General features: G+C 63.5%; 29 protein-coding genes. All 29 read left to right on the forward strand.

Annotated features, from left to right (window positions below):
* The 29 genes from PKC29_00325 to PKC29_00465 all read left to right on the forward strand — a co-directional run bounded on the left by PKC29_00325 (position 1) and on the right by PKC29_00465 (position 22,545).
* Positions 1 to 312 carry a hypothetical protein gene (locus PKC29_00325; GenBank protein HML93857.1) on the forward strand — a complete coding sequence of 104 codons (312 nt, stop codon included), beginning with the start codon at positions 1 to 3 and terminating at the stop codon, positions 310 to 312.
* Between the two features lie 2 nt (positions 313 to 314).
* Entirely contained in the window at positions 315 to 785 is a 471-nt protein-coding gene (locus tag PKC29_00330) for a hypothetical protein (GenBank protein ID HML93858.1), read from the forward strand.
* Positions 782 to 1,072, forward strand: a complete 291-nt coding sequence (locus tag PKC29_00335) for a hypothetical protein (GenBank protein HML93859.1) — start codon at positions 782 to 784, stop codon at positions 1,070 to 1,072. The genes PKC29_00330 and PKC29_00335 overlap by 4 nt, the downstream gene beginning before the upstream one ends.
* A 94-nt stretch (positions 1,073 to 1,166) precedes the next feature.
* Positions 1,167 to 2,432: a hypothetical protein gene (locus tag PKC29_00340; protein HML93860.1), complete on the forward strand. Its 1,266-nt coding sequence runs from the start codon at positions 1,167 to 1,169 to the stop codon at positions 2,430 to 2,432.
* 13 nt (positions 2,433 to 2,445) lie between these two features.
* Positions 2,446 to 2,877 (forward strand): D-Ala-D-Ala carboxypeptidase family metallohydrolase, encoded by a 432-nt coding sequence (locus tag PKC29_00345; GenBank protein HML93861.1) that lies wholly within the window; start codon positions 2,446 to 2,448, stop codon positions 2,875 to 2,877.
* The gene (locus tag PKC29_00350; protein ID HML93862.1) at positions 2,864 to 3,190 is read left to right on the forward strand and encodes a hypothetical protein; all 327 of its coding nucleotides are present in this window, start codon (positions 2,864 to 2,866) and stop codon (positions 3,188 to 3,190) included. The genes PKC29_00345 and PKC29_00350 overlap by 14 nt, the downstream gene beginning before the upstream one ends.
* A 15-nt stretch (positions 3,191 to 3,205) precedes the next feature.
* A complete protein-coding gene (locus PKC29_00355; GenBank protein HML93863.1) occupies positions 3,206 to 4,255 on the forward strand; it encodes a phage baseplate assembly protein V in 1,050 nt (349 codons plus the stop codon).
* Positions 4,252 to 5,037 (forward strand): glycosyltransferase, encoded by a 786-nt coding sequence (locus PKC29_00360; protein ID HML93864.1) that lies wholly within the window; start codon positions 4,252 to 4,254, stop codon positions 5,035 to 5,037. Before PKC29_00355 ends, PKC29_00360 begins: the two co-directional genes overlap by 4 nt.
* The gene (locus PKC29_00365; GenBank protein ID HML93865.1) at positions 5,030 to 5,404 is read left to right on the forward strand and encodes a hypothetical protein; all 375 of its coding nucleotides are present in this window, start codon (positions 5,030 to 5,032) and stop codon (positions 5,402 to 5,404) included. Before PKC29_00360 ends, PKC29_00365 begins: the two co-directional genes overlap by 8 nt.
* A gap of 2 nt (positions 5,405 to 5,406) precedes the next feature.
* Complete coding sequence (locus PKC29_00370; GenBank protein ID HML93866.1) at positions 5,407 to 5,670, forward strand: PAAR domain-containing protein; 264 nt, start codon at positions 5,407 to 5,409, stop codon at positions 5,668 to 5,670.
* Positions 5,671 to 5,679: 9 nt separating this feature from the next.
* A complete protein-coding gene (locus tag PKC29_00375; GenBank protein ID HML93867.1) occupies positions 5,680 to 6,006 on the forward strand; it encodes a hypothetical protein in 327 nt (108 codons plus the stop codon).
* Positions 5,984 to 6,724 carry a hypothetical protein gene (locus PKC29_00380; protein ID HML93868.1) on the forward strand — a complete coding sequence of 247 codons (741 nt, stop codon included), beginning with the start codon at positions 5,984 to 5,986 and terminating at the stop codon, positions 6,722 to 6,724. Before PKC29_00375 ends, PKC29_00380 begins: the two co-directional genes overlap by 23 nt.
* A gap of 6 nt (positions 6,725 to 6,730) precedes the next feature.
* The gene (locus PKC29_00385; GenBank protein HML93869.1) at positions 6,731 to 7,675 is read left to right on the forward strand and encodes a hypothetical protein; all 945 of its coding nucleotides are present in this window, start codon (positions 6,731 to 6,733) and stop codon (positions 7,673 to 7,675) included.
* A complete protein-coding gene (locus PKC29_00390; protein HML93870.1) occupies positions 7,675 to 8,130 on the forward strand; it encodes a GPW/gp25 family protein in 456 nt (151 codons plus the stop codon). Before PKC29_00385 ends, PKC29_00390 begins: the two co-directional genes overlap by 1 nt.
* 67 nt (positions 8,131 to 8,197) lie before the next feature.
* Positions 8,198 to 9,607 carry a baseplate J/gp47 family protein gene (locus tag PKC29_00395; GenBank protein HML93871.1) on the forward strand — a complete coding sequence of 470 codons (1,410 nt, stop codon included), beginning with the start codon at positions 8,198 to 8,200 and terminating at the stop codon, positions 9,605 to 9,607.
* Complete coding sequence (locus tag PKC29_00400) at positions 9,607 to 11,178, forward strand: phage tail protein (protein HML93872.1); 1,572 nt, start codon at positions 9,607 to 9,609, stop codon at positions 11,176 to 11,178. The genes PKC29_00395 and PKC29_00400 overlap by 1 nt, the downstream gene beginning before the upstream one ends.
* Positions 11,179 to 11,187: 9 nt before the next feature.
* Positions 11,188 to 11,781 carry a hypothetical protein gene (locus PKC29_00405; GenBank protein HML93873.1) on the forward strand — a complete coding sequence of 198 codons (594 nt, stop codon included), beginning with the start codon at positions 11,188 to 11,190 and terminating at the stop codon, positions 11,779 to 11,781.
* A 9-nt stretch (positions 11,782 to 11,790) separates the two neighbouring features.
* A complete protein-coding gene (locus tag PKC29_00410; protein HML93874.1) occupies positions 11,791 to 12,777 on the forward strand; it encodes a hypothetical protein in 987 nt (328 codons plus the stop codon).
* Between the two features lie 4 nt (positions 12,778 to 12,781).
* Positions 12,782 to 12,913, forward strand: coding sequence for a hypothetical protein (locus PKC29_00415; GenBank protein ID HML93875.1), 132 nt, complete (start codon positions 12,782 to 12,784; stop codon positions 12,911 to 12,913).
* A gap of 46 nt (positions 12,914 to 12,959) precedes the next feature.
* Positions 12,960 to 13,361, forward strand: coding sequence for a hypothetical protein (locus tag PKC29_00420; protein HML93876.1), 402 nt, complete (start codon positions 12,960 to 12,962; stop codon positions 13,359 to 13,361).
* 13 nt (positions 13,362 to 13,374) lie between these two features.
* Positions 13,375 to 13,908 carry a hypothetical protein gene (locus PKC29_00425; protein HML93877.1) on the forward strand — a complete coding sequence of 178 codons (534 nt, stop codon included), beginning with the start codon at positions 13,375 to 13,377 and terminating at the stop codon, positions 13,906 to 13,908.
* Positions 13,909 to 13,919: 11 nt separating this feature from the next.
* Positions 13,920 to 17,468 carry a DUF4815 domain-containing protein gene (locus PKC29_00430; GenBank protein ID HML93878.1) on the forward strand — a complete coding sequence of 1,183 codons (3,549 nt, stop codon included), beginning with the start codon at positions 13,920 to 13,922 and terminating at the stop codon, positions 17,466 to 17,468.
* Between the two features lie 13 nt (positions 17,469 to 17,481).
* On the forward strand, positions 17,482 to 17,787 hold the full coding sequence (locus tag PKC29_00435; protein HML93879.1) for a VrlD: 306 nt from the start codon (positions 17,482 to 17,484) through the stop codon (positions 17,785 to 17,787).
* Positions 17,784 to 19,097 carry a hypothetical protein gene (locus PKC29_00440; GenBank protein ID HML93880.1) on the forward strand — a complete coding sequence of 438 codons (1,314 nt, stop codon included), beginning with the start codon at positions 17,784 to 17,786 and terminating at the stop codon, positions 19,095 to 19,097. The genes PKC29_00435 and PKC29_00440 overlap by 4 nt, the downstream gene beginning before the upstream one ends.
* 213 nt (positions 19,098 to 19,310) lie before the next feature.
* Positions 19,311 to 20,306, forward strand: a complete 996-nt coding sequence (locus PKC29_00445; GenBank protein HML93881.1) for an amidoligase family protein — start codon at positions 19,311 to 19,313, stop codon at positions 20,304 to 20,306.
* On the forward strand, positions 20,303 to 20,803 hold the full coding sequence (locus PKC29_00450; GenBank protein ID HML93882.1) for a DUF5049 domain-containing protein: 501 nt from the start codon (positions 20,303 to 20,305) through the stop codon (positions 20,801 to 20,803). Before PKC29_00445 ends, PKC29_00450 begins: the two co-directional genes overlap by 4 nt.
* The gene (locus PKC29_00455; protein HML93883.1) at positions 20,803 to 21,585 is read left to right on the forward strand and encodes a glucosamine 6-phosphate synthetase; all 783 of its coding nucleotides are present in this window, start codon (positions 20,803 to 20,805) and stop codon (positions 21,583 to 21,585) included. The genes PKC29_00450 and PKC29_00455 overlap by 1 nt, the downstream gene beginning before the upstream one ends.
* An 11-nt stretch (positions 21,586 to 21,596) precedes the next feature.
* A complete protein-coding gene (locus PKC29_00460; GenBank protein ID HML93884.1) occupies positions 21,597 to 22,157 on the forward strand; it encodes a gamma-glutamylcyclotransferase in 561 nt (186 codons plus the stop codon).
* A gap of 151 nt (positions 22,158 to 22,308) precedes the next feature.
* Positions 22,309 to 22,545, forward strand: a complete 237-nt coding sequence (locus PKC29_00465; protein HML93885.1) for a helix-turn-helix transcriptional regulator — start codon at positions 22,309 to 22,311, stop codon at positions 22,543 to 22,545.
* The last annotated feature ends 1 nt before the right edge of the window (position 22,546 follow it).

Below are 22,546 nucleotides of genomic sequence, written 5' to 3' on the forward strand. Positions count from 1 at the left end.
ATGAAACGGATATTCATTTGCAGCCGGTACGCCGGGGACGTTCCCCGGAACACGGCGACCGCCGAACGTCTCTGCCGGAAGGCGGTGGAACGCGGTTGCGCGCCCTTTGCGCCGCACCTTCTCTACACGCGCTTCCTCGATGACGGAAAGACCTCCGAACGCGAAGCGGGCATCGCCTGCGGCCTGACGTTCATGGAGAGCTGCGACGAGGTCTGGGTGTTCACCGGCGACGGTCTTTCCGACGGCATGCGCCGGGAAGTCGATCATGCCAGGCGTCTGGGCAAGCCCGTGGTCGAACTGGAGGTGATGTAGCCGTGGCTTGGGACCGGAAAGAGATCACCGCGTACCTGGTGGACGTGGACACGGGCGACTACCTCGATTTTCAGTACAACCCGAACGACATCGTCGACGAGAAAAGCACGGCCTACGCGGCCATCAAGATTCCGGGCATGAGCCATCCCCGCTACCAGTACGTGGCCGGCGAGCCGCGCAAGATCGGCTTCAAGCTGGTCTTCTTCAAGGGGTCCGTAAAGGAGTCGGTGGACTGGCTGCGCTCGCTGCTCTATCCCGAACACGCCGGAACCATGCTCAAGAACGCCCCGCACCGGGTGATCTTCATGTTCGGAGACCTCTACCCGGGCGTGCTCTGCGTCGTCCGCCAGGTGAAGGCCCGGTTCTTCCACATGTTCGACCGGGACAACCTGCTGCCCCAGCACGCCGAAGTGGACGTGATGCTCGAGGAGTACATCGACCAGTCCGTGGACTATTCGGAGGTGCGCGGATGATCGGACGTCGATCCAGATACGCGGCATCCATTCTCTACACGTCGGGAGAAGGGGATTTCCTGGGCACGCGTCCGGCCATCGAGAGCAAACCCCGGCCCGACGACCGGTTTCACACGGTGATCGAGGGGGACCGGGTCGATTTGCTGGCCCATCGCTATCTGGGACACGCCGATCTCTGGTGGATCATCTGCGACTACAACGACATTTTCTTTCCCATGGAACTGACGCCGGGGACCATCCTGCGCATCCCCTCGGCGGAACACGTCAGCATGCGGCTTCTGGACTGAGTCTCCGGACGCATCCATCCCGACACCTCGCGCCAGTCGCCGGTAAGTATCCGGTGGAGTCCGTCCTTCAGGCGGGCCGACTGGAGACCGGCGCATGGACATCGACACATTCAAACCGACTTTTGTGATTCAGATCGAGGGGCAGACCCTTTCGGCGGATATCACGCAGGAGATCACCTCGTTCGTCTTCGAGGACAACGAGGAGGAACTCGACGTGTTGGAGCTCGCGGTCACCGACCGGAACCTCCAGTTCGTCGACGATCCTCTGTTCCAGGAAGGCAACGAGATCGTCGCCCGTTTCGGATATGTCGGCAACCTTTCCCCGCGCAAGAAGGCGGTCATCAAGGATATCGACTACGACTTTCCGGAGGACGGTGACCCGACCATTCGCATCAAGGCCTACGACAAAGGCTTCAAGCTGGCCGGAAAGGAGAACCAGAAGGTCTGGCAGAAGCCCGCTCCCGGAATCCTCTACTCCGAGATCGCCGAGGAGATCGCGGGGGCCAACGGCCTCACTCCGGTGGTCACGCCCACCAAGGGCCGCCATCTGCGCGTAACCCAGAGCAACGTCTCCGACGCGCAGTTCCTCAAGGAACTGGCCGGAAAGGCGCGCGACAAGGACGGCGACGGCGTCACCGGATACGTCTTCTACATCCAGGACGACGAGCTGCATTTCCATCCCCGCGATCTGGACAAGAAGCCCGCCGCGATCCTCGAGTACTTCACCGACCGCAAGGGCGTTCTGCGTTCCTTCCGCCCCTCGACGCAATCACAGGGAGCCAAGGGAGCGGGCGTCGAGACCAAGGCCGTGGGCGTGGACCCGCGCAAGAAGGAGCCGGTCGAGCACAAGGCCAACAACGAGACCACCCCGGAGCGGACTTCGTTGGGGAAGCGGACCTACCTAGTGGACGGGAACACCGGCGAGGGCACTTACAAGGAGCAGGAGTCCGGGCAGGTGGTCCCCACCTTTGACCGTTCCGAGGGCTTCCACGAGGAGCCGCGACAGGAACCGGCACAGGACCTCTCCGAGGGGAAGTTCCGCGAGGCCGAGCTCCGCCAGGTGGAAGCCGACGCGGTGACCATCGGCATCCCCGCGCTGCGCGCCAAGCAGAACGTGGAGGTCAAAGGCGTGGGCCGCAAATTCTCGGGCGTCTACTACTGCCATTCGGTCCGCCACGCTTTCGGCGAGGGCGGATATCACTGCGAACTGAAACTCAAGAAAAACGCCCTGGGCAAAGGGGCGGGCGACAAGTCGGACGAGGCCAAGGGCAAGCAGAACGACCAGGAAGCGCCGCCCACACCGAAGGAAGAGCCGCCGCCGATGGTGACCATCGACGCGGACAGCGGGCGGAGGCTGTAAGGAGGAAAAGCACATGGGAGATCTGAGCCGGAATTTCTCGAAGAGCGAGTTCGCCTGCCGGTGTTGCGGCAAAACCGAGATCGATCAACGCCTCGTGGAAGCGCTCCAGGAATTGCGCGACCTCGCGGGCGCTCCCGTCCGCGTCACCAGCGGCTACCGCTGCCCCGATCACAACCGGGCGGTGGGCGGTGCAAAACAGAGCCGGCATCTGCTCGGACATGCCGCGGACATCGTGATCAAGGGCTTGTCCGTCACCGGGATGTTCGAACTCGCCGAGCGGGTGGCCGCCTTCCGTAACGGCGGAATCGGCGTCTACCCGGAGCAAGGATTTGTCCACGTGGACATCCGCGAGGTGCGGACCCGATGGGGACACCTCGGCGGGAAATACGTGTCGTTCGAAGAAGCGATGAAAACAAACGGAGGTGACCGCAATGCAGCAGTTTGAACAGATTCTGACCTTCATCCTGGACCACAAGGAACTCATCGCGACCTTGTTCGTGACGCTCCTCACCGTCATCAAGCTGACCGCCTGGGGCCGGGCCAAGGCCGCGGCTCTGGACGCGGTGATCGGCGTCATCGAGCGGCTCGGCGCGAAAGAGGTCAAAACCGGCGTCGCCGGGCAGGAACCCAAGCTCGAAGCCGCAGCCCAGGACGCCCTGCGTCATGCCGTGGCCAAGGCCGATCCGAAGAAGACGCCGGACGGAACCGTCACCCGCATCGTGCGCGAGGTACTGCGGGGCTTCCTGCCGCTGAAATAATTCGGAGGACGGACCGTGATCGAAACCCAGGACCGTCAGCACGAGGAGCGATACAAAAACCGTTGGTACGGCAAGTACCGAGCGTTCTTGCGGGACAACAACGATCCGGAGCGGCTCGGCCGCTGTCGGCTCGAAATCCCCGCCGTGCTCGGCACCGGCAAGGAGAACTGGTCGGAATGGGCGTGGCCCTGCTTTGCCTACGGAGGCAACGAAGACATCGGCGTGTTTCTCATCCCCGAGGAAGGGGCTTCCGTCTGGGCCGAGTTCGAGGGCGGCAACGTCCAGTACCCGATCTGGTCCGGCGTGTGGCTGGCCAAGACCAACCCCGGCGAACAACCGGAAGAATCGAAGCGCCTGTGCTCCGATCCGACCTGCACCGACTGTGAGGACAAGCTCGAACACAAGCCCGATCGGCAAGACGACCTAGAGCACAAGAAACACCACGGTCACCCGCCGTACTACTGCCCGCGCCGCAAGGTTCTTCTCAAGACCGAAACCGGTCACACCATCGTTCTCGACGACCGGGACGAGGAGGAGTTCCTCAAGGTCATCGACCGGGCGGGGCAGATTCTCCACATGGAATGCCGCGTGAAGCGCGACGTTCAGGCCGGCAATGCGCGCCGCCGGGGGACCAAGGACGCCGAGCAGGGCGACCAACTCGACATCGACTCGGACATCAAGGACCAGAAGGCCCGGATCGAGATCACCGATCTGTGCCGCCAGTTCGTGCGCTGGGAGGCGTGGAAGGACAAGGAGAAAATCCATATCCAGTCCTGCGACAAATCCCGCGCCCGGTGGCAGAAGATTCTCATCGACACCACCAAGGGCAAGGAGAAGGTCCACATCTGGGGTCTCTGCGGCACGCAGGAAATCCTCATCGATTCCACCGCCGGGACCGAGATGATTCGTCTCACGGACAAGGCCGGCCAGGTCGTCGTGATGAACGCGGCCGCCGGACAGGAGCGCATCCAAGCCACGGACAAATCCGGAAGCGTGATCCTCATGGACGCCGTCATGGGGAACATCGTCATCCGCTCGACGAACAAGGTGCTGATCAACCCATGACAAACAACGAGACGACAAGCCCCGCGGCATCCCTGGTCATGACCGTGTATAACGGCGAGCGTTATCTCGCCGAGGCGGTCGAAAGTGTTCTGGCCCAAACCCGGCGGGACTTTGAACTGGTCGTCTGGGATGACGGCTCCACTGACCGGACACTGGAGATCGCCCGTGACTACGCCAAGCTGGACGACCGCGTGCGCGTCGTCGCTGCGAAGCATCTGGGCCGGACCCCGGCGCTCAAGGCCGCGATTGCGGAGACGGCCGCGCCGTACCTCGGCTGGGTCGACGGCGACGACATCCTCGCCGTGACGGCGTTGGAAGAGACCGCCGCGGTTCTCGACCGGGAATCCTCTGTAGGTCTGGTCTACACCGACTACGTGACCATCGGGGAGGACGGCAAGGCACGCGGCTACGGCAACCGCTGCCGGATTCCCTTCTCCAAGGACCGGATGCTTCTCGACTTCATGACTTTCCATTTCCGCCTGATGCGGCGCTCGGCCTTCGTCGCGGCGGGCGGCATCGACGAAAGCTTCCGTTGCGCGGAGGACTACGACCTCTGCCTGCGTATGGCGGAGCTGACCGAGGTCCGCCACATCCGCAGACCGCTCTATTACTACCGCATCCATGCGGACTCCATCTCCCAGCGCATGCGGATCGAACAGATCCACTGCGCCCGCGACGCCGTGGTCCATGCGCTGGAACGGCGAGGCCTGTCCGACCGGTTCGAGATCGATCTGCAGATACGCGGCCGCTTTTCGCTGCGAAGGAGGAAAACGAATGGATGAAACCCGACATGAAAGCGCCCCGTGCGACTGGAACCGGAGCGAGCGGATGCTGGCACGGACCTTCGAATCCTGGCGGGCCGAATTCCGGAGCATACTCGAAGACCACCGCCGGGAAATCCAGGCGCGGCTTGAAAAGATCGAACGGGAAATCGAAAAGAAGTCGGACAAGGAGAACGTGGACCTTCTGGTGCGCAGCATCCAGGATGATCTGCGCCGCCATACCGACGACATCAAGAACCTGCAGTCGGGCATGAACGAGAAGATGGGCGTCGAGACCATGTGGAAGGTGGTCGGTCTTGTGCTCACTGTCGGCGGAGCCGTGGGCGGCGTGGTCGGCTTTCTGGTCCACGTCCTGACGGGAAAATAACCATGGCAAGACCCCAGGCGAGACTCGGCGATATCTCCAGTCACGGCGGCGTGATCGTCACCGGCGCGCTTCGCACCGTCGTCAACGGAAGACCCGCGGCGCGGCTTGGCGATCTGCACGTCTGCCCGATACCGGGCCACGGCGTGACGCCCATCGTCACGGGCAGCCTCGACACCGCGACCGAAGGACTGCCGAACGCACGCATCGGCGACATCACGGCCTGCGGCGCGATCATCGTGACCGGCAGCCTGAACACCAACGACTGAGGACCGAGGATGGATTTCGAGGAACCGCAGTTTCACTACTGGGACGTCTTCCCCAAGACGGTGAAAGTGTCGCTCACCGGCTGGTCGGTAACGATACCGCTTTCCGTGCGCGGCGTTCCCACCGGGCAGATTGAGTTCGAATCCGCCGATTCCAACATCGCCTGGGTGGACGAAGACGGAAGGCTGAACCTCGGTTGGCAGGCGGGTGCGACGGTCGTCATGGCATACGACTCGGAGAATCGGGACAGCGTCCGCTACATCCAGGTGGAGGTCGTCGATTACGGACAAGGCGGAGGCGGAGGGTACGACGGGTATGGTTATGACTATCCCACATAACCTTCCATTGTCCTTCTGGGAAGTCGCTCCCTCTCTGATCCGGGAACCATATCGGGAGACGGAACAAGCGGTCCCGGTGGCCGTCATCGGATCGCCCGGCGGCGAGGTGCGGTTCGAGTCCGTCCATCCGGAAATCGCCAGGGTCGAGAACGGTGTGCTGCGCTTCGGCGCGACACCCGGCGCGACCATCATCGTGGCCGAGGCGATCCGGGACGAGGTGGTGTCATCCCGCAGATACATCCAGGTCGACGTGGAGAAGCCCAAAGCCGCGGCGGTGCTCGACGGGAGACCGTCCGGCTATGTGGAGCTTCTACCGTACGGAACCTGGCACTTTTACTATTTCTCCGGCTGGTACGACGCTTCCGGCAGCAATATCCGCGTGACCGGAGAGCTTGCATCGGAGGTGACCCTGGACCGGGACTACCTCCTCCGCTTCGATGTCTGGGGCGAGATCGAGAGCGTGGACGGACCCTACTTCGACCGGCTCGAGTTCTTTGTCGACTGGTGGTCTATGCGGAGTTTCAATCCGACTTACGACATGAACGGCGCTCCGCTGCAGCCGTACCCCGTTCCGCGAAGGACCGAGACCATCGACCTGTCTCAATTCACGGGCGGCACGGTCACGCTGCGGTTTCTCTGGGACACGGGCGACGGCCTTTACCAGAAGTTCGCCGGCTGGTTCGTGCAGAACATCGAACTCATACCTATCGGGAGTTGACGGAACATGGTTGTCGGAAACGGATACGGAGAAGAGGGCGGCGGGCCGATCATCGAGCAGACCAGTTCGTCGCCGTCCCATTACGAGATCATGGCGCTGGTGCGTCTGCTCGCGGCCGGTCTCGGCGTGACGGACGGCGAGGGTGATGAGCCCTATCTCCAGCAGATTCGAGACAGCCTGGCTGAGATCAAAGGCATTCTGCAGCAGAGTCACGACGCCTCCGAAGCCCTTCGGGCGGAAGCTCAAACGGTACTGGAGGCGCACGCCGAGAGCGCGCAGCAATACATGCAGGTCGTGGATCAACCGATGCCGCCGGACTTCAACCCCTTCGTCGCCATGCCGGCGGGCACTGTTGTGAGAGACCTTCCCGACGGAGGACGCCTTTTCACCCTCGCCGACGGCGTCATGGTTCGGGTGGGACCGGATGGAAGACTGACGGCCATCGGCATGGATGGCTCTGTGACCGCTCTCGAACCCGCGCGCGGCGGCGTGGTAACGCTCCCCGACGGCCGGGAGCTGATGCTCAAGCCCGAGGCGGTGCGTATGACCCATGAAGCGGCCGGAATCGAAGGGCTGCCCTTGGACATCGATCCGACACAGACCGCGCAGGGGCGCTGCCGCGTGGAGCTGCCGGGCGGTTACCGGCTGGATGTATTTCAGTCAGAGCGCACGGCCATGATCGGCAACCCCGCGGGCACCTCGGTGGTGCTCGGCATTTCCCGGATCGAAGGCGTGGGCGAGGATATCGAGGTTCGTCTGGTGCCCGGCGGGGCCAAGGGCTTTACGGCCATGGAAAGCGGTCACAAGGGCGTCATCGAGGCCGACGGCACGATCCATGTCGCCATGGCGGGCGGGTTGGACCTGGTCATTCATTTCCCGGACGACGATGACTCCAATGGAGACCCAGGTTCGGGTGACCCGCCCGCCTGCATCTGCGAGGAGCGTGATTGATGGCCTTGGATTTTCTCGGACGCGGGCTGAAGTTCCCCTTCCGCTTTCAGCGGCGGTCCGGTGGCGCGCAGATCTCCTCGGCCACCTCCACCGAGCACGAACACATCCACGAGAGCATCATCCAGATTCTCGGCACCCGGCCGGGCGAACGGTTCATGCGCCCGGAATTCGGCTCGAAACTCAAGGACCTGGTGTTCGAACCGAACGATGAGGTGCTGAAGGGCCTGATCCGCCATTACGTGATCGACGCCGTGAAACGCTGGGAGAAACGGATCGTCATCACCGGTGTCTCCTTCGACGATTCCCCCTCGAACAAGGATCGCAATCTTCTCCCGGTCCGCATCGCCTATCGCGTCATCCAAAGCCAGGTGGAAGGCAACCTGGTCTATCCCTTCTACCGCGAACCGCGCCCATCCGCTCCGCCCCGACAGTTCCGCTCCGTCGCCGGTAAGTAACAAGCGGGTCCTCGTCCGGCTCGTCCGGGGGGACCACTTGTGACCGAACCGCAACGGACGAACGGAAATGGGCAGAGCGAGCATCGCTTACACGAACAAGGACTACGACTCCCTGCGCCGGGAACTGCTGGCGCGGGTGCCGCAGCTCACCGACCGCTGGACGGATTTCAACGCGTCCGACCTGGGCGTGGTGTTGCTGGAACTCTTCTGCGGCATCGGCGACATGCTGGCCTACTATCTCGACGCCCAGGCGGCGGAGGCCTTCCTGCCCACCGCCCGCCAGCGGCAGAACGTTATCAACCTCTGCAAACTCATCAGCTACCGGCTCGACGGGCCGGTGGCCGCCACCACCTCCTTGCGTTTCTCCCTGGCCGCGCCGCTCGACGCGGATCTGGTGATCCCGGCGGGAACGACGTGCAGGGCCCGTCTGGAAGAAAACGACATCGTGTTCGAGACGGCCGAAGACGCGACGATCCCTCGGAGCCGGACGAGCGTCGATGCGGGCGCGCGCCAGGGAAAACGCAAGACCGAGACCTTCACGGCCGACGGGGACACGGGCGATCCGATCATCCTGGCCGGAAAGGAAATCGCTCACGGTTCGATCCGTGTGTGGGTGCAGGCCCAGGAATGGACCGAGGTATCCCACTTTCAGGAAAGCGGCTCCGACTCGCGCCACTTCATGGCCGAGACCGACGCGCTGGACATCACCCGGATCGTCTTCGGAGACGGATTGCGCGGAGCGGTTCCCGACACCGGCGCGGAAATCCGCGTCGAGTACCTCGAAACCCTCGGGGCCGAAGGCAACCTGGGTCCCCATCTCGTCACCGAGCTTCTCACGGCCATCTACTTCGACGGCGGTCTGGTTCCTCTCGCGGTCACCAACCCGGTCCCCGCGACCGGCGGAGCGGACCGCGAGACGCTGGAACACGCCCGCCGACAGGCCCCGGCCGAGGTGCGCTCGCTCTGGAAGGCGGTCACCAAGGAGGATTACCTCGCCCTGGCCGAAGGGTTTCCGGGCGTGGCCAAGGCCCAGGTTCTCGACGTCAACGACTGCAAGAACATCCGCTACTACCAGGTCAACCTGGCTGTGGCCCCGGACGGCGGCGGTCCGCCGTCGGCGCTTCTCAAGCAGGACCTCGCCGAATACCTGGAATCGCGCAAGGTCATCACCGTCGAGATCAACCTCTTCGATCCCGTCTATCGGCCGGTCTCCATTGACGCCGAGGTGTTCGCCTATGCCGGCGAGGACCTCGACCTGGTCCGGAGCCTCGTCGAACAGGCCTTGGCGGACTTTTTCGCCTTCGACCGCATGAGCTTCGGCGAACCGGTGCATTTCTCGGATCTGGTAGCGCTTCTGGACGGCGTGCGGGGCGTGAGCCACGTGCGCATGTACACGCCGACCCAAGACGTCGACATCCGCGCCGGTCAGATCGCGTCACTCGGTCAGGTCAACCTCAACGTGCGGAGGGCGTCCTGATGTCCTCCTACTTCGAAAAGAAGCTCATCGACCTGCTTCCGCCGCTCTACCGCGAACGGGATGAGTCCGGCGATCTGGATGCCTTTCTCAAGGTCCCGGCCGCGAGCCTGGACGAACTCAAAGTACTGGCCGAGCGTTTCCCCGAGATTTTCGACGTCGGGCGTTGCGAGGAGAGGTTCCTGCCGTTTCTCGGAGAGATCGTCGGCCACCGCTTCGATCCCACCGTCGATGCCGCCGCTCAGCGCAGGCTTATCCGCGAGGCCGTGGAGATTTACCGGCGCAAGGGCACCATCCCCGCCATCGGCCGATCGCTCGTTGACATCGGGTGGGAGGGACGCATCGAGGAGACTTTCCACAAGGCGCTGCGTCTGAACCGCCGTTCGGTCGTCGGACGGGCCAAACTGCCGGGGCTGATCTACAGCCTGGGCGTCTACCGCATCGACAGCGACAACCTCGTCCAGGGAGTCCGGGACGCGCTGCCCTTCCATCATCCCGCGGGGACGCGGGTCTTCTTCCTGCAGTGGCTCTACTCGCTCCTGTCCATGGAGTCGGATTTCGAGGCGGTCATCAAGAAGGTCGTCGAGCGGGTGTGTCTCGGGCATCTGCACGAAACGTTCGTGGTCAACCACAATGCCCTGAACACGGATTTCCATCTCACCCGCAAGAACAAGACCTGGGGTTGGTGGCGGATCACCGACGGCACAACGCTCATGCAGGACATCGAGCGCGCCGCGGTGTGCGTCTCCCGCTGGCATGGCCGCTCGCCCCGGTTCCGTCTGAACACCGGAGACCTCAACGCCGAACGTCTGCCGAACCTGTGGATCAGCGAACGGCGTGCGGCGTTTTGCTGCGAGATCGAAACCAAGCCCGCGGTGGAACCGGGCGTCTCGTTCATCCGGCTGGCGGGCCAGGAACTGAATCGTTCGCGCCTGAACCGTTCCGCGCAGCCTTGCCGGGTCAAGTTCCGGCAGAAAGATCTGCTCTCGGAAGCCGTCCAGGATGCGCCCGACCTCGCGGGAGACCGCCGCACGCACCGGTACGGGAAGCGGTCACGGCTCTCCCATTGGTTCCGCGTCGGGCATTCGAGGCTCGGAAGGGACGACAAGGTCTCCGGCGCTGCCGTGGGCCGTCACCTCTTCATCGCCGCTTACGCCGACGCTCAGTGGTCGGAGGTATCCGGCGCATGGGACATCGTAGACCGCTGGCGCGCCCGCAGGCCAGGCTTCTCCCTGAACAACAAGGCGCTCAACCTCGCCGAACTGACCGACGCCTATGTGACCGAGGCCCGCGCATCCTTCGAGATGGACGTGGACACGGGCATTCCGCGCCGAAGACGCGTGGAGACGCTCCTGCTCAACCGCCGCAGGCTGAACCACACCGGCTTGCTGTTGTCGGTGGACCGGACCCGGCCCATGCGGCTCGGCTCGATGCCGCTCAACGGATCGGGCTTCCGCAGGTCGAAGCCTTGCCTTCGCTGGCGTTTCCGCCAGCGGGACGATCACGCCCAGGCGACCGCCGGTTTCGAGGCGGCGGCGAACCAATACACGGTCACGCAATGGCCGGCGGCATAGGAGAGATCGATGGCGATACATCTGTACGAAGACATCATATTGACCCAGAGGATATCCGAAGGGGACCTCACGAATCCCGATGACGACACTTACAACGGCACGGACGGGGAAGCGAAAGACAAGGAGCTGTTCGTGGCCAACGAACAGACGACCCTCGCCGCGGCCCTGGCATCGGGGGCGACCTCGCTCCAGCTCTCCACGCCTCGCTTCACCGACGGCGAAATCATCATCGTCGACGACGAACAGATGCGCATCCTGAGCGGCGGCGGGACGACCGTCCTCGCCGTGGAACGCGGCTACGGCGGCACAACCCCTGCCGCCCACGATTCGGGTGCCGCGGTCTACTCCGGGTACGACTATACCGGGCTGGTGATTGAACCGGTGGATATCGCCGGGGGCGACGAGTCGGCTTGGTACGCGCTGGCCCTGACACAGGCGGGTCTCAGTACCGCCGTCGGAGGAGCGCCTCTCAACCTGGGAGACAAGGCCCACGACGTGACTCTTTCGTTCTGGCGTCGCTGCACGGTGCCGTCCGGAACGCCGGTGCAAAACAAGACCGACCTCAAACTCCGGCTCACCGGCACGGAAAACCCGATCCTGTAGGAGGAACGTATGGCCTATCACAGCACATCCGGGACCGCTTCAAACACCGCGGATTTCCTCGTCCGCCTGAAAGATTTCCTCGTGGGAACGGTCGGCTGGACGCTTCGGGACGACCGCTCCGGTGACGCGGAGCCCAGTTACGTCCTGGCATCCGCGGGAGAGAGCGGAGCCGAAGACATCTTCCTCCGGTTCGTAAACGACAGCGCGGTGGACCGAATTGCGGTCCGCGCCTACCTGTACTGGGACGCGGCCACACACACGGGCGTGAAAGAGGCGTTCCACACAAGCTACACCTACATCAAGACCGTGGATGCTTCCGCATTCCTGTATTGGTTTTACGCGGACAGGGATCACGTCTTCATCGTGACCAAGATCGCAGCCGTCTACTACGGCCACTATTGCGGCCTTCTGAAGCGCTTTTGGTCCGGAGCCGTCGCCGTCACGCAGTCGGCCGCATCTCCGGGTTCAGGGGTCACGCTGCAGGTCAACGACGCCTCCATCTTCAGGGTCGGGGGCAATTACCTGATCAAGGACAACGCGGGAATCGAACGCGTCCAGGTGACGGCGCTGGATACGGCCGCATTTCCCAATACCATCACCTTGGCGAGCCTCGTCGCAGCCTATGCGCTCGGAGCGAAGATCGGCGAGGACCCGCAACCGGTCATCGTCGGCCACTACCAGTCCCCGGGCAGCTTCTACGCCATCAACAAGTTCGACGGCTGGGCGAGCGCGACCGGCCAGACCGGCACCTGCGGCGCGGCCCACGGCGGTTTCCAAACCGCCAGCAATCCCGATCAGCGCCAGGGGCTCATCACGTTGTTTCCGTGGCTCTCGGCCCATACGACGGCGGCCTACAAGGAACTGCGGGGCGAACTGATCGAGGTCTACGCCCACGGCGGCGGGATCACGGACTCCGAAGATGTCCTCGATCTCGGAGGAGTCACCTACAAGGTTTTCAACCTGTCCGGTCCGGGCTGGTGCGCGGTGAAGGAGTGATTCCATGGCGATGAGGCAAGGCAACAAAAAGGAGATCGAGGCGAACGCCGGACGCCTGACCCCGATGTTCCGGGTGGTCCGCAACGTCGGCAAGGCGAACAGAATCACCGGGAGGTTGAGACGTGGCAATCCGTAGCGGAAATCGACTCGCCGTAGCGCCCTTCGCGGGCCCCGTGGTTCCGATGAACCGCGCCCGGATGCCGGCCTTCCCGGCGGTCGTTTTCGAGGCCGTCGGCGCGGCATCGGAAACGCGGACAATCCGACGCGACACGGATGCGGCCTTGAGGATCACAGCGGAGGTGGACGCCCCCGCCGACATCCAGACCGTGATCGTGCGGCCGGTCCTGCGGAGCTTCGACCTGCGGGGATGGGTGGTCCGTTTCCCGACAACCCTTTCCGACGCAGCCGTCCGGATTCACCGGCCGGTCGAACGGCGGAGCGATACCCGCTGCGCGGTGTTCGCCGAGATCGAGCGGACGGCGGATTCGGAACAGCTTGTGGTGCGCGAGACAGCCCGTCAAGCGGAGGTGCGCCAGACCGTCTTCGCCGTGCTGATCCGCGAAGGCCACACGATCCAGACCTGAAGGAGGAATAGCAATGTCACTTGGACTCATCGTCAAAACGGGCCGCATCCTCACCGCCCGGCTGCTCATGGGAGACCCCATCGAGGGCATCACCCACTGCGCCATCGGTGATGGGGACGCCACGTTCACCGATCCCGTCAATCCGCCCGCGCCGGACATCGACCAAACAGCGCTCAAGAACGAGCGGGCCCGCAAAAAGCAATACAAGCGTACCTTTCTCAAGGAAGACCCGGAGGGAACGCTCATCGTCAACGGCATCCATTACATCGAAACCGGCGAGGAGACCCAGACCATCGGCGTCTTCTTCCGCTTCGAGGAAAACGAAGCCAACGGCATCACCATCCGGGAATACGGATTCTTCGGCGGAGACGTGGCCTACATCGCCGGACTCCAGTCCGATTATGCGGCGAACGGCGTTTACCACCCGGACACCAATCCGACCGGCGAGGTGCTCGATCCCGGCTATCTGTACGAAGTGAAGAACATCCCCGACTTCAACAAGACCTCGGACACGCGGGTGGAGCTGGTCGGGGTCATCAAGATTTAGGAGGAAAGACCATGTCCATCTCGCGCGATACGTTCGACCCGGCGAAAAACTACAAGCGGGTCCGCTACCACCAGGACCGGGACCTGCTCGACTCGGAGCTCAATGAGCAGCAGGACATCATCAACAACGAGCGTAGGAAGCTCGCGGACATCCTCTTCAAGGAGGGGGCCATCGTCAGCGGCTTCGGCGTGACGGTCGCGGCCAACGTGCTCACCGTGGCCGAGGGGCTGGTCTACATCGACGGCTGCCTGGAGCGCGTGCCCGGCGCGGTGCTCACCTACGACCCGGCCAAGACGAGCGGCGCGGATTACGTCTATGTCGAGCTGCTCAAGTACAACTACGGCTACAACCAGGACGCCGCGCTCATCAACCCCGCCACCGGCGAACCCACCGCCGAGCGTGAGAAGTGGGTCTTATCCCTCAAGAATCACGACACGAGCGGCGAGGCGTTGCCCAACAACGTGACCCAGCGCAAGGTGGTCGCTGTCCACAAGTTCGACCGCGAAACCGGCGACGTGACGGCGACCGTCCGCGAAAAATCGAACCTCTACCTGCAGGACCTGCTCGGGACACTGCCCGGAAGCCGCATCACCGTGGCGTCGATCACCGAGGATCAGCTTGCCTTCGCGGCCGCCGAGGGGCTGAACTCGCTGCTCCAGAACCTTGCGGAGCGGACCTACGACCAGGCCGGCAGTTATCTGGTCAAGGGACTCGACAGCTTCATCGGCGACAACGACGGCCAAAACGTCGAGGTGATCACCAACGCGGGCCGAGCCTATATCCAAGGGTTCCGCCTGCAGAAAGACCTGCCCACAACCACCTTGGTGCCCAAGTCCACTGCGGTCAAATCGGTCCGGGGTGAACAGAAGACCTACGTGGTCGGCACCCGGCGCTATGCCCTCAACAACACGCCTCTCAAGGAAACCACTCAGGTCGAGGCCATCGTGGAGATCGTCTCCAACATCACCCGCGGCTCCGTCGGGGGCGGCGAGGACCTGCTCGTTCCCAACCCGGTAGTGGATATCATCGAGGTGAGCCAGGGCGCGACGGTCTTTCAGGAAGGAGCGGACTGGCAGCAGTCCGGCAACTACGTGGACTGGCTGGGTTCGGGCAACGAGCCCGCCATCGGCACGACTTACACCGTCCGCTGGACCTACACCAAACAGATGATCGAGGGGACGGACTACGTGGACGGAGGCTGGTTCGGACGTTCGGGCCATCCCGCGGCTGACGAGTATTTCTATCTGGTCACCGCGCAGAGCGCCGCCGGCGAAACCCCGTACGATCCCGCCAAGGTCGTCTCGCGCGACACCCCGGCCGGTGAAATCAACCGCCTCTCCTGGCTGCCGGTCAGCGGCGCGACCGGTTACCGCATCTATCGCGGCACGCAAAACGCGGCCCGCGCGGACTTTCAGCGGCTCAAGGACGTGGCCGCCGGGGTTACCTCATACACCGACGATGGCGTGGACGAGGTTGTGGGCGGCAACCCGCCCGCCTCCAACACGAGCGGCCTGACCATGTCCCCGGTGCAGGTCGAGCCCGGCAACCTTTCCATCATCAATTTCGGCCGCGCCAATATCGGCGACGAGCCGGTGGCCGGCTCCAACTGCAGCATCGACTACGACTACTATGTCGGACGCAGGGACATCATCTACGCCACCACCCGCGAGATCAAGCGGCTGGAAGGCGCTCCGGCGGACTGGCCGAAGCTGCCCATCGTTCCGGAAGGCACGCTCGGACTCTGCAGCGTCGATTGTCCGCCGAATTCGGTGGACCTGACGGTCCAGAACTTCGGCCTGACCCGCGTCACCATGGACCAGATCCACGAGATCATCAAGGACGTCGAGGACCTCAAATACAACGACGCCCAGTTCCAGATGAACAACGAGCTGCAGAACCGGGACGCCCAGACCAAGAAGGGCGTCTATTCCGACGACTTTTCGAACGACGCCCAGTCCGACATCTATCACAGCGAGTGGAGCGCCCGCATCGACCGGGTCCGGCGCTTCGCCGCACCGGCCAGGACAGCCTCGGCCACCGTGCTCACGGTAAACCCCTCGGCGAGCAACGCCTTGTTCAAGGGCAGCCTCGCGTTGCTCCCGGCCACGGAACGTGTGCTCGTCGAGCAGACCGACTGGTCCGAGGTCAAGAACATCAACCCCTACGCCGTGTTCGAGAAACCCGATGCCTCAGTGGAGATCACGCCGAACATCGGCAGGCGCGGCCAGACAGGGATCGCCGTGGTCGGGTCCAACTTTCAGTCCAACGCGAACAACGTGACCATCCGCTGCGACGGCCAGGTGGTGGCGTCGGGTGTCCATGCGGACACCGCGGGCCGCGTGAGCGCGTCCTTCGTCATCCCCGAGAACGTGCGCAACGGCAACCGCATCGTGGAAATGACCGACGGGCTCTATTCCGCCCGAGCCGGCATTCAGATCAACGATCCGATGGTCATCACCCGCATCGAACGCATCGTCGAGGAGCGCATCATCCGCGTGCCCGTGGTTCAGGTGGTCTGGCGCACACAGATCGTCACCGTGCGCAACGATCCTCTGGCCCAGACCTTCAGCTTCACCGAAGACAAGGTGGTCTCCGGTGTTGGACTGTACTTCACAGCCAAAGACCCCTCCATCCCGGTCACGGTTCAAATCCGCGGCGTCACCACGGGTCTGCCCAACGGCGTGATTTTCGCTGAAAAGGTCCTGGCCCCTGGCGACGTAAGTCTGAACGTCGAGACCAAGGTCGTCTTCGCCAACCCGTTTTACGCGCAGGCGGGAACCAGCTATGCCGTCGTGTTGCTTACCAACAGCAGCAACTACCGCATGCGCGTCGCCACCCTGGGGCAACTGGGTCAAAACGGCGTGATCACCCGGCAGACCTATGCGGCCGGCGTGCTCCTCGAAAGCTCCAACGCCGAAACCTGGACCCCGCTCAACGGCTCCGATCTCACCATGAAAATCTATGGCTACGACTTTCAGCCCAGCGGGGAGGTGCGCTTCCAGCCCATCACCGGCGTACAGTTCAGCGATCTGAACCTGGATGAATACTCATCCGTCCCTCAAGGCACCGGCATCGCTTGGGAGTATTCCACCGACGGCGGCGTCCTCTGGGACGCCATCGTGCCCGCGGAGGAGGAGCGCCTCCCCAACTTGGCAAGTCAAGTGCTGGTCCGGGCGCTTTTTTCCAGCAACGCCGCCAACATCTCTCCGGCGTTGATCTACAAGGATGTGAACCTCATCGGTTATCTCAACAATACCACGGGAAAGTACCTTAATCGGGAAAACGAGCTCACCCAGGGCGTTTCATCCACCAAAATATACACACAGATGAACATCCCGAGCGGGACGACCATCAACTGGTTCGCCTCCAATAACGGCGGCGCGACCTGGGAAGCCATGTCGATCCTGACGACGCGCAAAATCGACCAGGAGTGGACGGAGTACACGCTCACCAGAACCTTCTCCGACCCGAACGGAAACAGGGTCCGCTACAAGGCGGAGATGACCGGCAACAACCTGGTGTACCCGAGGATTCACACCCTCGGTGCGACGCTGAGCTGATCGGAGGGACGTCATGATCGTTCGCAGACAAGGCGGATTGACCGAGTTCATTCCATCACCACAGGAGAAGCGTGACGGAATCCTCCGGGACCACACCCTCGATCTGCTCGCCAACCTGGACGCCCGCTTGCGGCGCATCGAGGAGCGGCAGGGCATTGAGCCGGACGCCGCCGAGGCGTTCGCCGGACTCATGGCCCGCATCAAGCGGGAGGAGATCGAGGCCGGGCGGATCAACCGGGAACTGATGGACGCCGGATACCTGCATGAAGACCTGTCCGCCGCGGCGCTTGCGGCGCAGGCCGGGAGGAACCAACCATGAGCATCACCATCAAGAGCAACACCGATACGATTCTGGAACTGCCAGGGCTTACGGGTACGCTCGGGCCCGGAAAGGCCGCCGTCGTTCAGGCGATGACCCCGGACCTGCTGCGCGCCGTTGACCTCGGCCTGCTGCTGGTCCCATCGGGAGCGGAACCGCCCGAGGGGCTGCCGCCGGTGGTGTTCGACCACCGCTACCCGCACGTTCTGCCTCTGACGGCCGCTCGTGCCTACTATGTCCGCGTCCTCCGGTTCCCGGGCGCTTTCCACGACGGGACCCGACCCCGGAACTTCATCGCCTACTACGGCGATGGAGCGGGCATGAGCTGCGCCTTCTCCGACAACGGGCTCGCTTGGGACAAAGAGAAAAAGGTCACCGGCATCGCGGTCAACGGCTATCACGTGGTCTGCGCCCTGGAGACCGCTGCCCGGCTGCGCATCCTCTACTGGAATCCGGACGTTCCCAACCAGCCCTATGCCATGGCCGGGCTGCGCACGGCGGTCTGCGATCCGTCGGTCGACCCCGCCGCGTTCACGTGGGACACCCCGTGCGCCGGCGACCTGGTCACCGAGGGAAGCGTCCAGGTCTGGAACCGCGGCCATTACGGTCCGTCGTTCCTCTGGTACAACCCGCTGCCCACCTCGGTCGAAGGAAGACCTTTCACCTGGCGCTACGCCATGTATTTCATCGCCTCGACCGGCGGCAACGACAGCCTCGGCTTGGCTTGTTCCGACGATGCCGTCGAATGGAAACTGATCGGAAACGGTCCGATCCTCTCCGGTTTGATCAACCCGCAGCCTTGGGAAGGCGTGAACGGCTACGTCTCCGCCGCCCACGTCGAGCGGCTTCCCGACGGGCGATGGTGGATGCTCTACTCCGGGGGCTCCGCGGGAAACGCCGGGATCGGCTATGCATGGTCCTGGGACCGTGTCCACTGGCGCAAGGCGGAGATCAACCCCGTGTTCAAAAACGGCAGCGGGCCGTTCCTCGAACGCTGCTACACGCCGAGCCTGGTCCGGGACGCCGACGGCTCGCTGCTCCTTTACCACGCGGCCAAGGATGCGACCGCCTACCGGACCTTCGTTTCCCGTCTGCGGGCACCGGCCCTCGGATGGCGTGACTTGCTCGGCCCGGACCGGCTCAGCCAGGGTCTCACTGCGCGGGAAGCTGTCCGGCGTGGCGTCGGCACCCAGGCCGAGCGCGACGCAGCCATCCCCGCCCCGTCCATGGGCGACGAGTGGTTCAACACCGACCTCGCGGGCGGCGGAAAGTGGGAGAAACACACCGGGACGATCTGGAAGCAGACCTGATTTCCGGAACACCTCACTTTTCTTCGGTTGCCGGGAAATCCCGTATTCCCGCGTGTTTCCGCAGGTTACGCTTCCATGTACATAAACCATTGGAATCAAAGGGGTTATGTGTCGAATTCGCCTTGCTTTCTGTTCGGAAAGAAGCCTGTATGTGTGTGAACACAAGAGCCAATCCCTTGCCGGGAACGGGCTTACAGAAAGCAAGGAGAGACCATGGACTTACGCCGGATCAACTTCGGAATCGAGATCGAGACAGTCAAGCGGACGCGCGAGCGGGTCGCCCAGGCGATCCAGTCGGTGGTGGGCGGCCAGGTCCGCCACATCGGCAGCCCGGGGAGCTTCGACCCCTGGGAGGTCACCGACGACCATGGACGGGTTTGGAAAGTGGTGTCCGACGGCTCGCTCATCAATGTGCCGGTCCACCTGCGGGCCGAGGTGGTGAGCCCCGTCCTGTCTTACGAGGACATCCCCGTCCTCCAGGAAGTCGTCCGGGCGCTGCGGGCCTGCGGAGCAAAGGTGGACGACCGTTGCAGCATCCACGTCCACGTCGACGCCACGGCCTTTGACGGCCGGACCCTCGCGAACCTCGCCAAGATCGTCTACAAACAGGAAGCGCTCATTCTCACCGCCCTGGGCGTGAACGAGACACGCCGCCGCAACTACAGCAAACCGGTGAGCGACGATCTCATCGCACAGATCGAGCGCCGCCGTCCCAGGACCAGGGACCAGCTCAACCACATTTGGTACGGCTACCACAACCGGCAGCCCCAGCACTACGACAGCACCCGCTACCACGGGGTGAACCTGCACAACGTCTGGTACCGGGGCACGGTCGAGTTCCGTTGGTTCGAAGGGACGCTCCACGCGGGCAAGGTGAAAGCCTACATCCAACTGGTCCTGGCCATGGCGGCCAAGGCGCTGAACGGCCGGGCCGCATCGAGCCGCAAGAGGTCCTTCGACCCGCAGAGCGCCCGGTACGACTTCCGGGTCTTCCTGCTCCACCTGGGGCTCATCGGCGACGAGTTCAAGACCGCGCGCAAACATCTGATCGCCGCCCTGCCGGGCGACTCGGCCTTCAAACGCGGCAGGGTGAAACCAAATGAACAACCCGCCGACAAAGCGGAACCCCTCACGGAGGCCGGGCCCGAAACCCGGCCTCCGGCATTTTTGGGGGACGAGACCGGCGGGACGCAAGGAGGCGCGTCATGAGAGTGCTGATTCGAAACACCGCCCTCAATGGTCAGCCGCTGGAAGGCGACGGCGAAATCTTCACCGGGGCGACGGTGACCGACGTGGTCCTGGCTATGAAAGGAGCTACGCTCTTTGCCGACCAGCGGGACCTCGAGGATTACATCGACATGGTCCTGCGCAACGCCAAGATGCTCGCCGGTGTCGAGCTTGCGGTCCGGGGCGACACGCCTGAGGAAAAGGCCGCATCCTTTTTGGATGCCGTGATCAAACACGGCCTTGCCGAGGTGCAGGACGACAAACCCGCGCGGATACCGATTCCCGCCTTGGTCTGGCAGGGCATCGACGCGGTCCGGCTCTCCGGGCAGACCAACATGCTCGACCGACCGGTCGTCGCCCGGCTGGCCGGGGAGCTCGGCTGGCCCGACGCCGCGCGCTGGATCGAGGAGCACCCGAAGGAATATGCCGAGGGCGTCTTCCGCGGGTTCATCGTCGATCCGCAGGGAGGGAAATCCTGATGTGCGGGCTCGCGGGAGTCATCTTCGGAAATAAGCGGCGACGCGCCGAGGAGCGGGAGTATCTCGCCTGGCTCTTCACCCGCCTGCTGCTGCTGAGCGAGGAGCGCGGACCACACGCCACCGGCGCGGCATGGCTCGACACCGACGGCGGACACCGGCTCTTCAAGCGGCCGGTGACGGCCGAGCGGTTCGTCACGGACAAGGCCTTCGCCGAACTCCTGGCCGGCATAAACAACCGCGCCACGCTTCTGCTCGGCCATACCCGGTGGCGCACCCGAGGGGACGAGCGGGTCAACAGCAACAACCACCCGATCCGCGCCGGGGAGGTGATCGGCACCCACAACGGCACCATTTACAACGCCGACTACCTGTTCCGGCGCTGGAAGATGCGGCGCTTCGCCGAGGTGGACAGCGAGATTCTGTTCCGCCTGGCCGCGAACGCCGCCCGGGACGGGGCCATGGATATCGAGCGGTTCAAAGCCCGGCTCCGACGCTGTCGGGGTCAGATCACCGCCGTCATCGCCTGCCGGACCGATCCGCAAACCGTCATCGTGCTCAAGGGCAACCGACCGCTGGAACTACGCTGGCATCCCCGCCGCAAAGCGGTTCTCTACGCTTCGGACCCCGCATACCTCGACGCCGTGCTGGCGGAGGAAAAAGGCTGGCGTGAGATTGCGGTCCCGCCCATGAGCCTGGTGGTGTTCCGGCGCGAGGACCTGGCCGCGTACTCGGTGGAGCCCTTCGAGTTCGTCGCCCAGGAGAGAAAGGGCGCGGAGCCATGACAGACACTCCAATGAACCTCATGAACCAGGCAATGAACCCAACAGAACCCTTGAAGCCGAACACAAACGGAATGCTGAGACTCTTCGTCTACGGCACACTGAAGCGCGGTTTCTGGAACCACAACCGCTTCTGCCGGGGAGTCCTGGCGGTGGATGACGCCTTGGTCCGCGGCCGCCTCTTCGAGACATCCTCTGGAATCCCGGTCCTGCAGGTCCCGGAGGAGGATATCCTCGCCGTCGGGACCACCAACCCGCTCGCCGACGTGGCCACACAAGCGCACGTGACGGCCCGCATGTCCAATCCCGAGCCAACCCCCGACCGGCTCCCGAAGAAGGGCACAGGCGCGCCCTGGGGCCCCGTGTACGGGGAGATTCTCACCTTCGACGATCCCGAAACCCGCCTTTTGGCCATCGACCGGCTGGAGGGGTTTCACCCCGGCGGTCCCTGCCTCTACCGCCGTGTCCTGGTACCGGCACAAGTCAACGGAGCCGGTCTTCCCGCTTGGCTCTATGTGGCGGGGGATCGCTGGACTGGGAGCTTCAAAGAGCTAACTGGCGGAATTTGGCGATGAACCCGCAACTCTTTCTGAACTCCTGAGAATCCCTCGGCGGAGATCGCTATTGACATCGCTCCGTTTTATTGTATGATATATCATCTGTTGGGGAGCGTGATATGAACCTTGTTTCGTTCAGGTCCCCGTCGGATCTGAAAGGAGAACAACGTTGAATGCCCAGGCTGACATATCCCGATTAGTCCGTGAACTTCGCGAACGAACGGGGCTCACTCAGGAAAAATTCGCGGCCAAGCTCGGCGTGACCTATCCAACCATCAACCGATGGGAGAACGGTCGCGCCAAACCGTCGCCGTTGGCACTTAAACAGATCGAGGATTTGGCCCGGGGCCTGGGCGAACGGGGCGAGGACCTCCTTCAAGAGTTTTTCCCTGGAGAGGAGATCTGAC

The sequence above is a fragment of the Thermodesulfobacteriota bacterium genome (assembly GCA_035325995.1).
Taxonomy (GTDB): domain Bacteria; phylum Desulfobacterota_D; class UBA1144; order Nemesobacterales; family UBA2774; genus JADLGH01.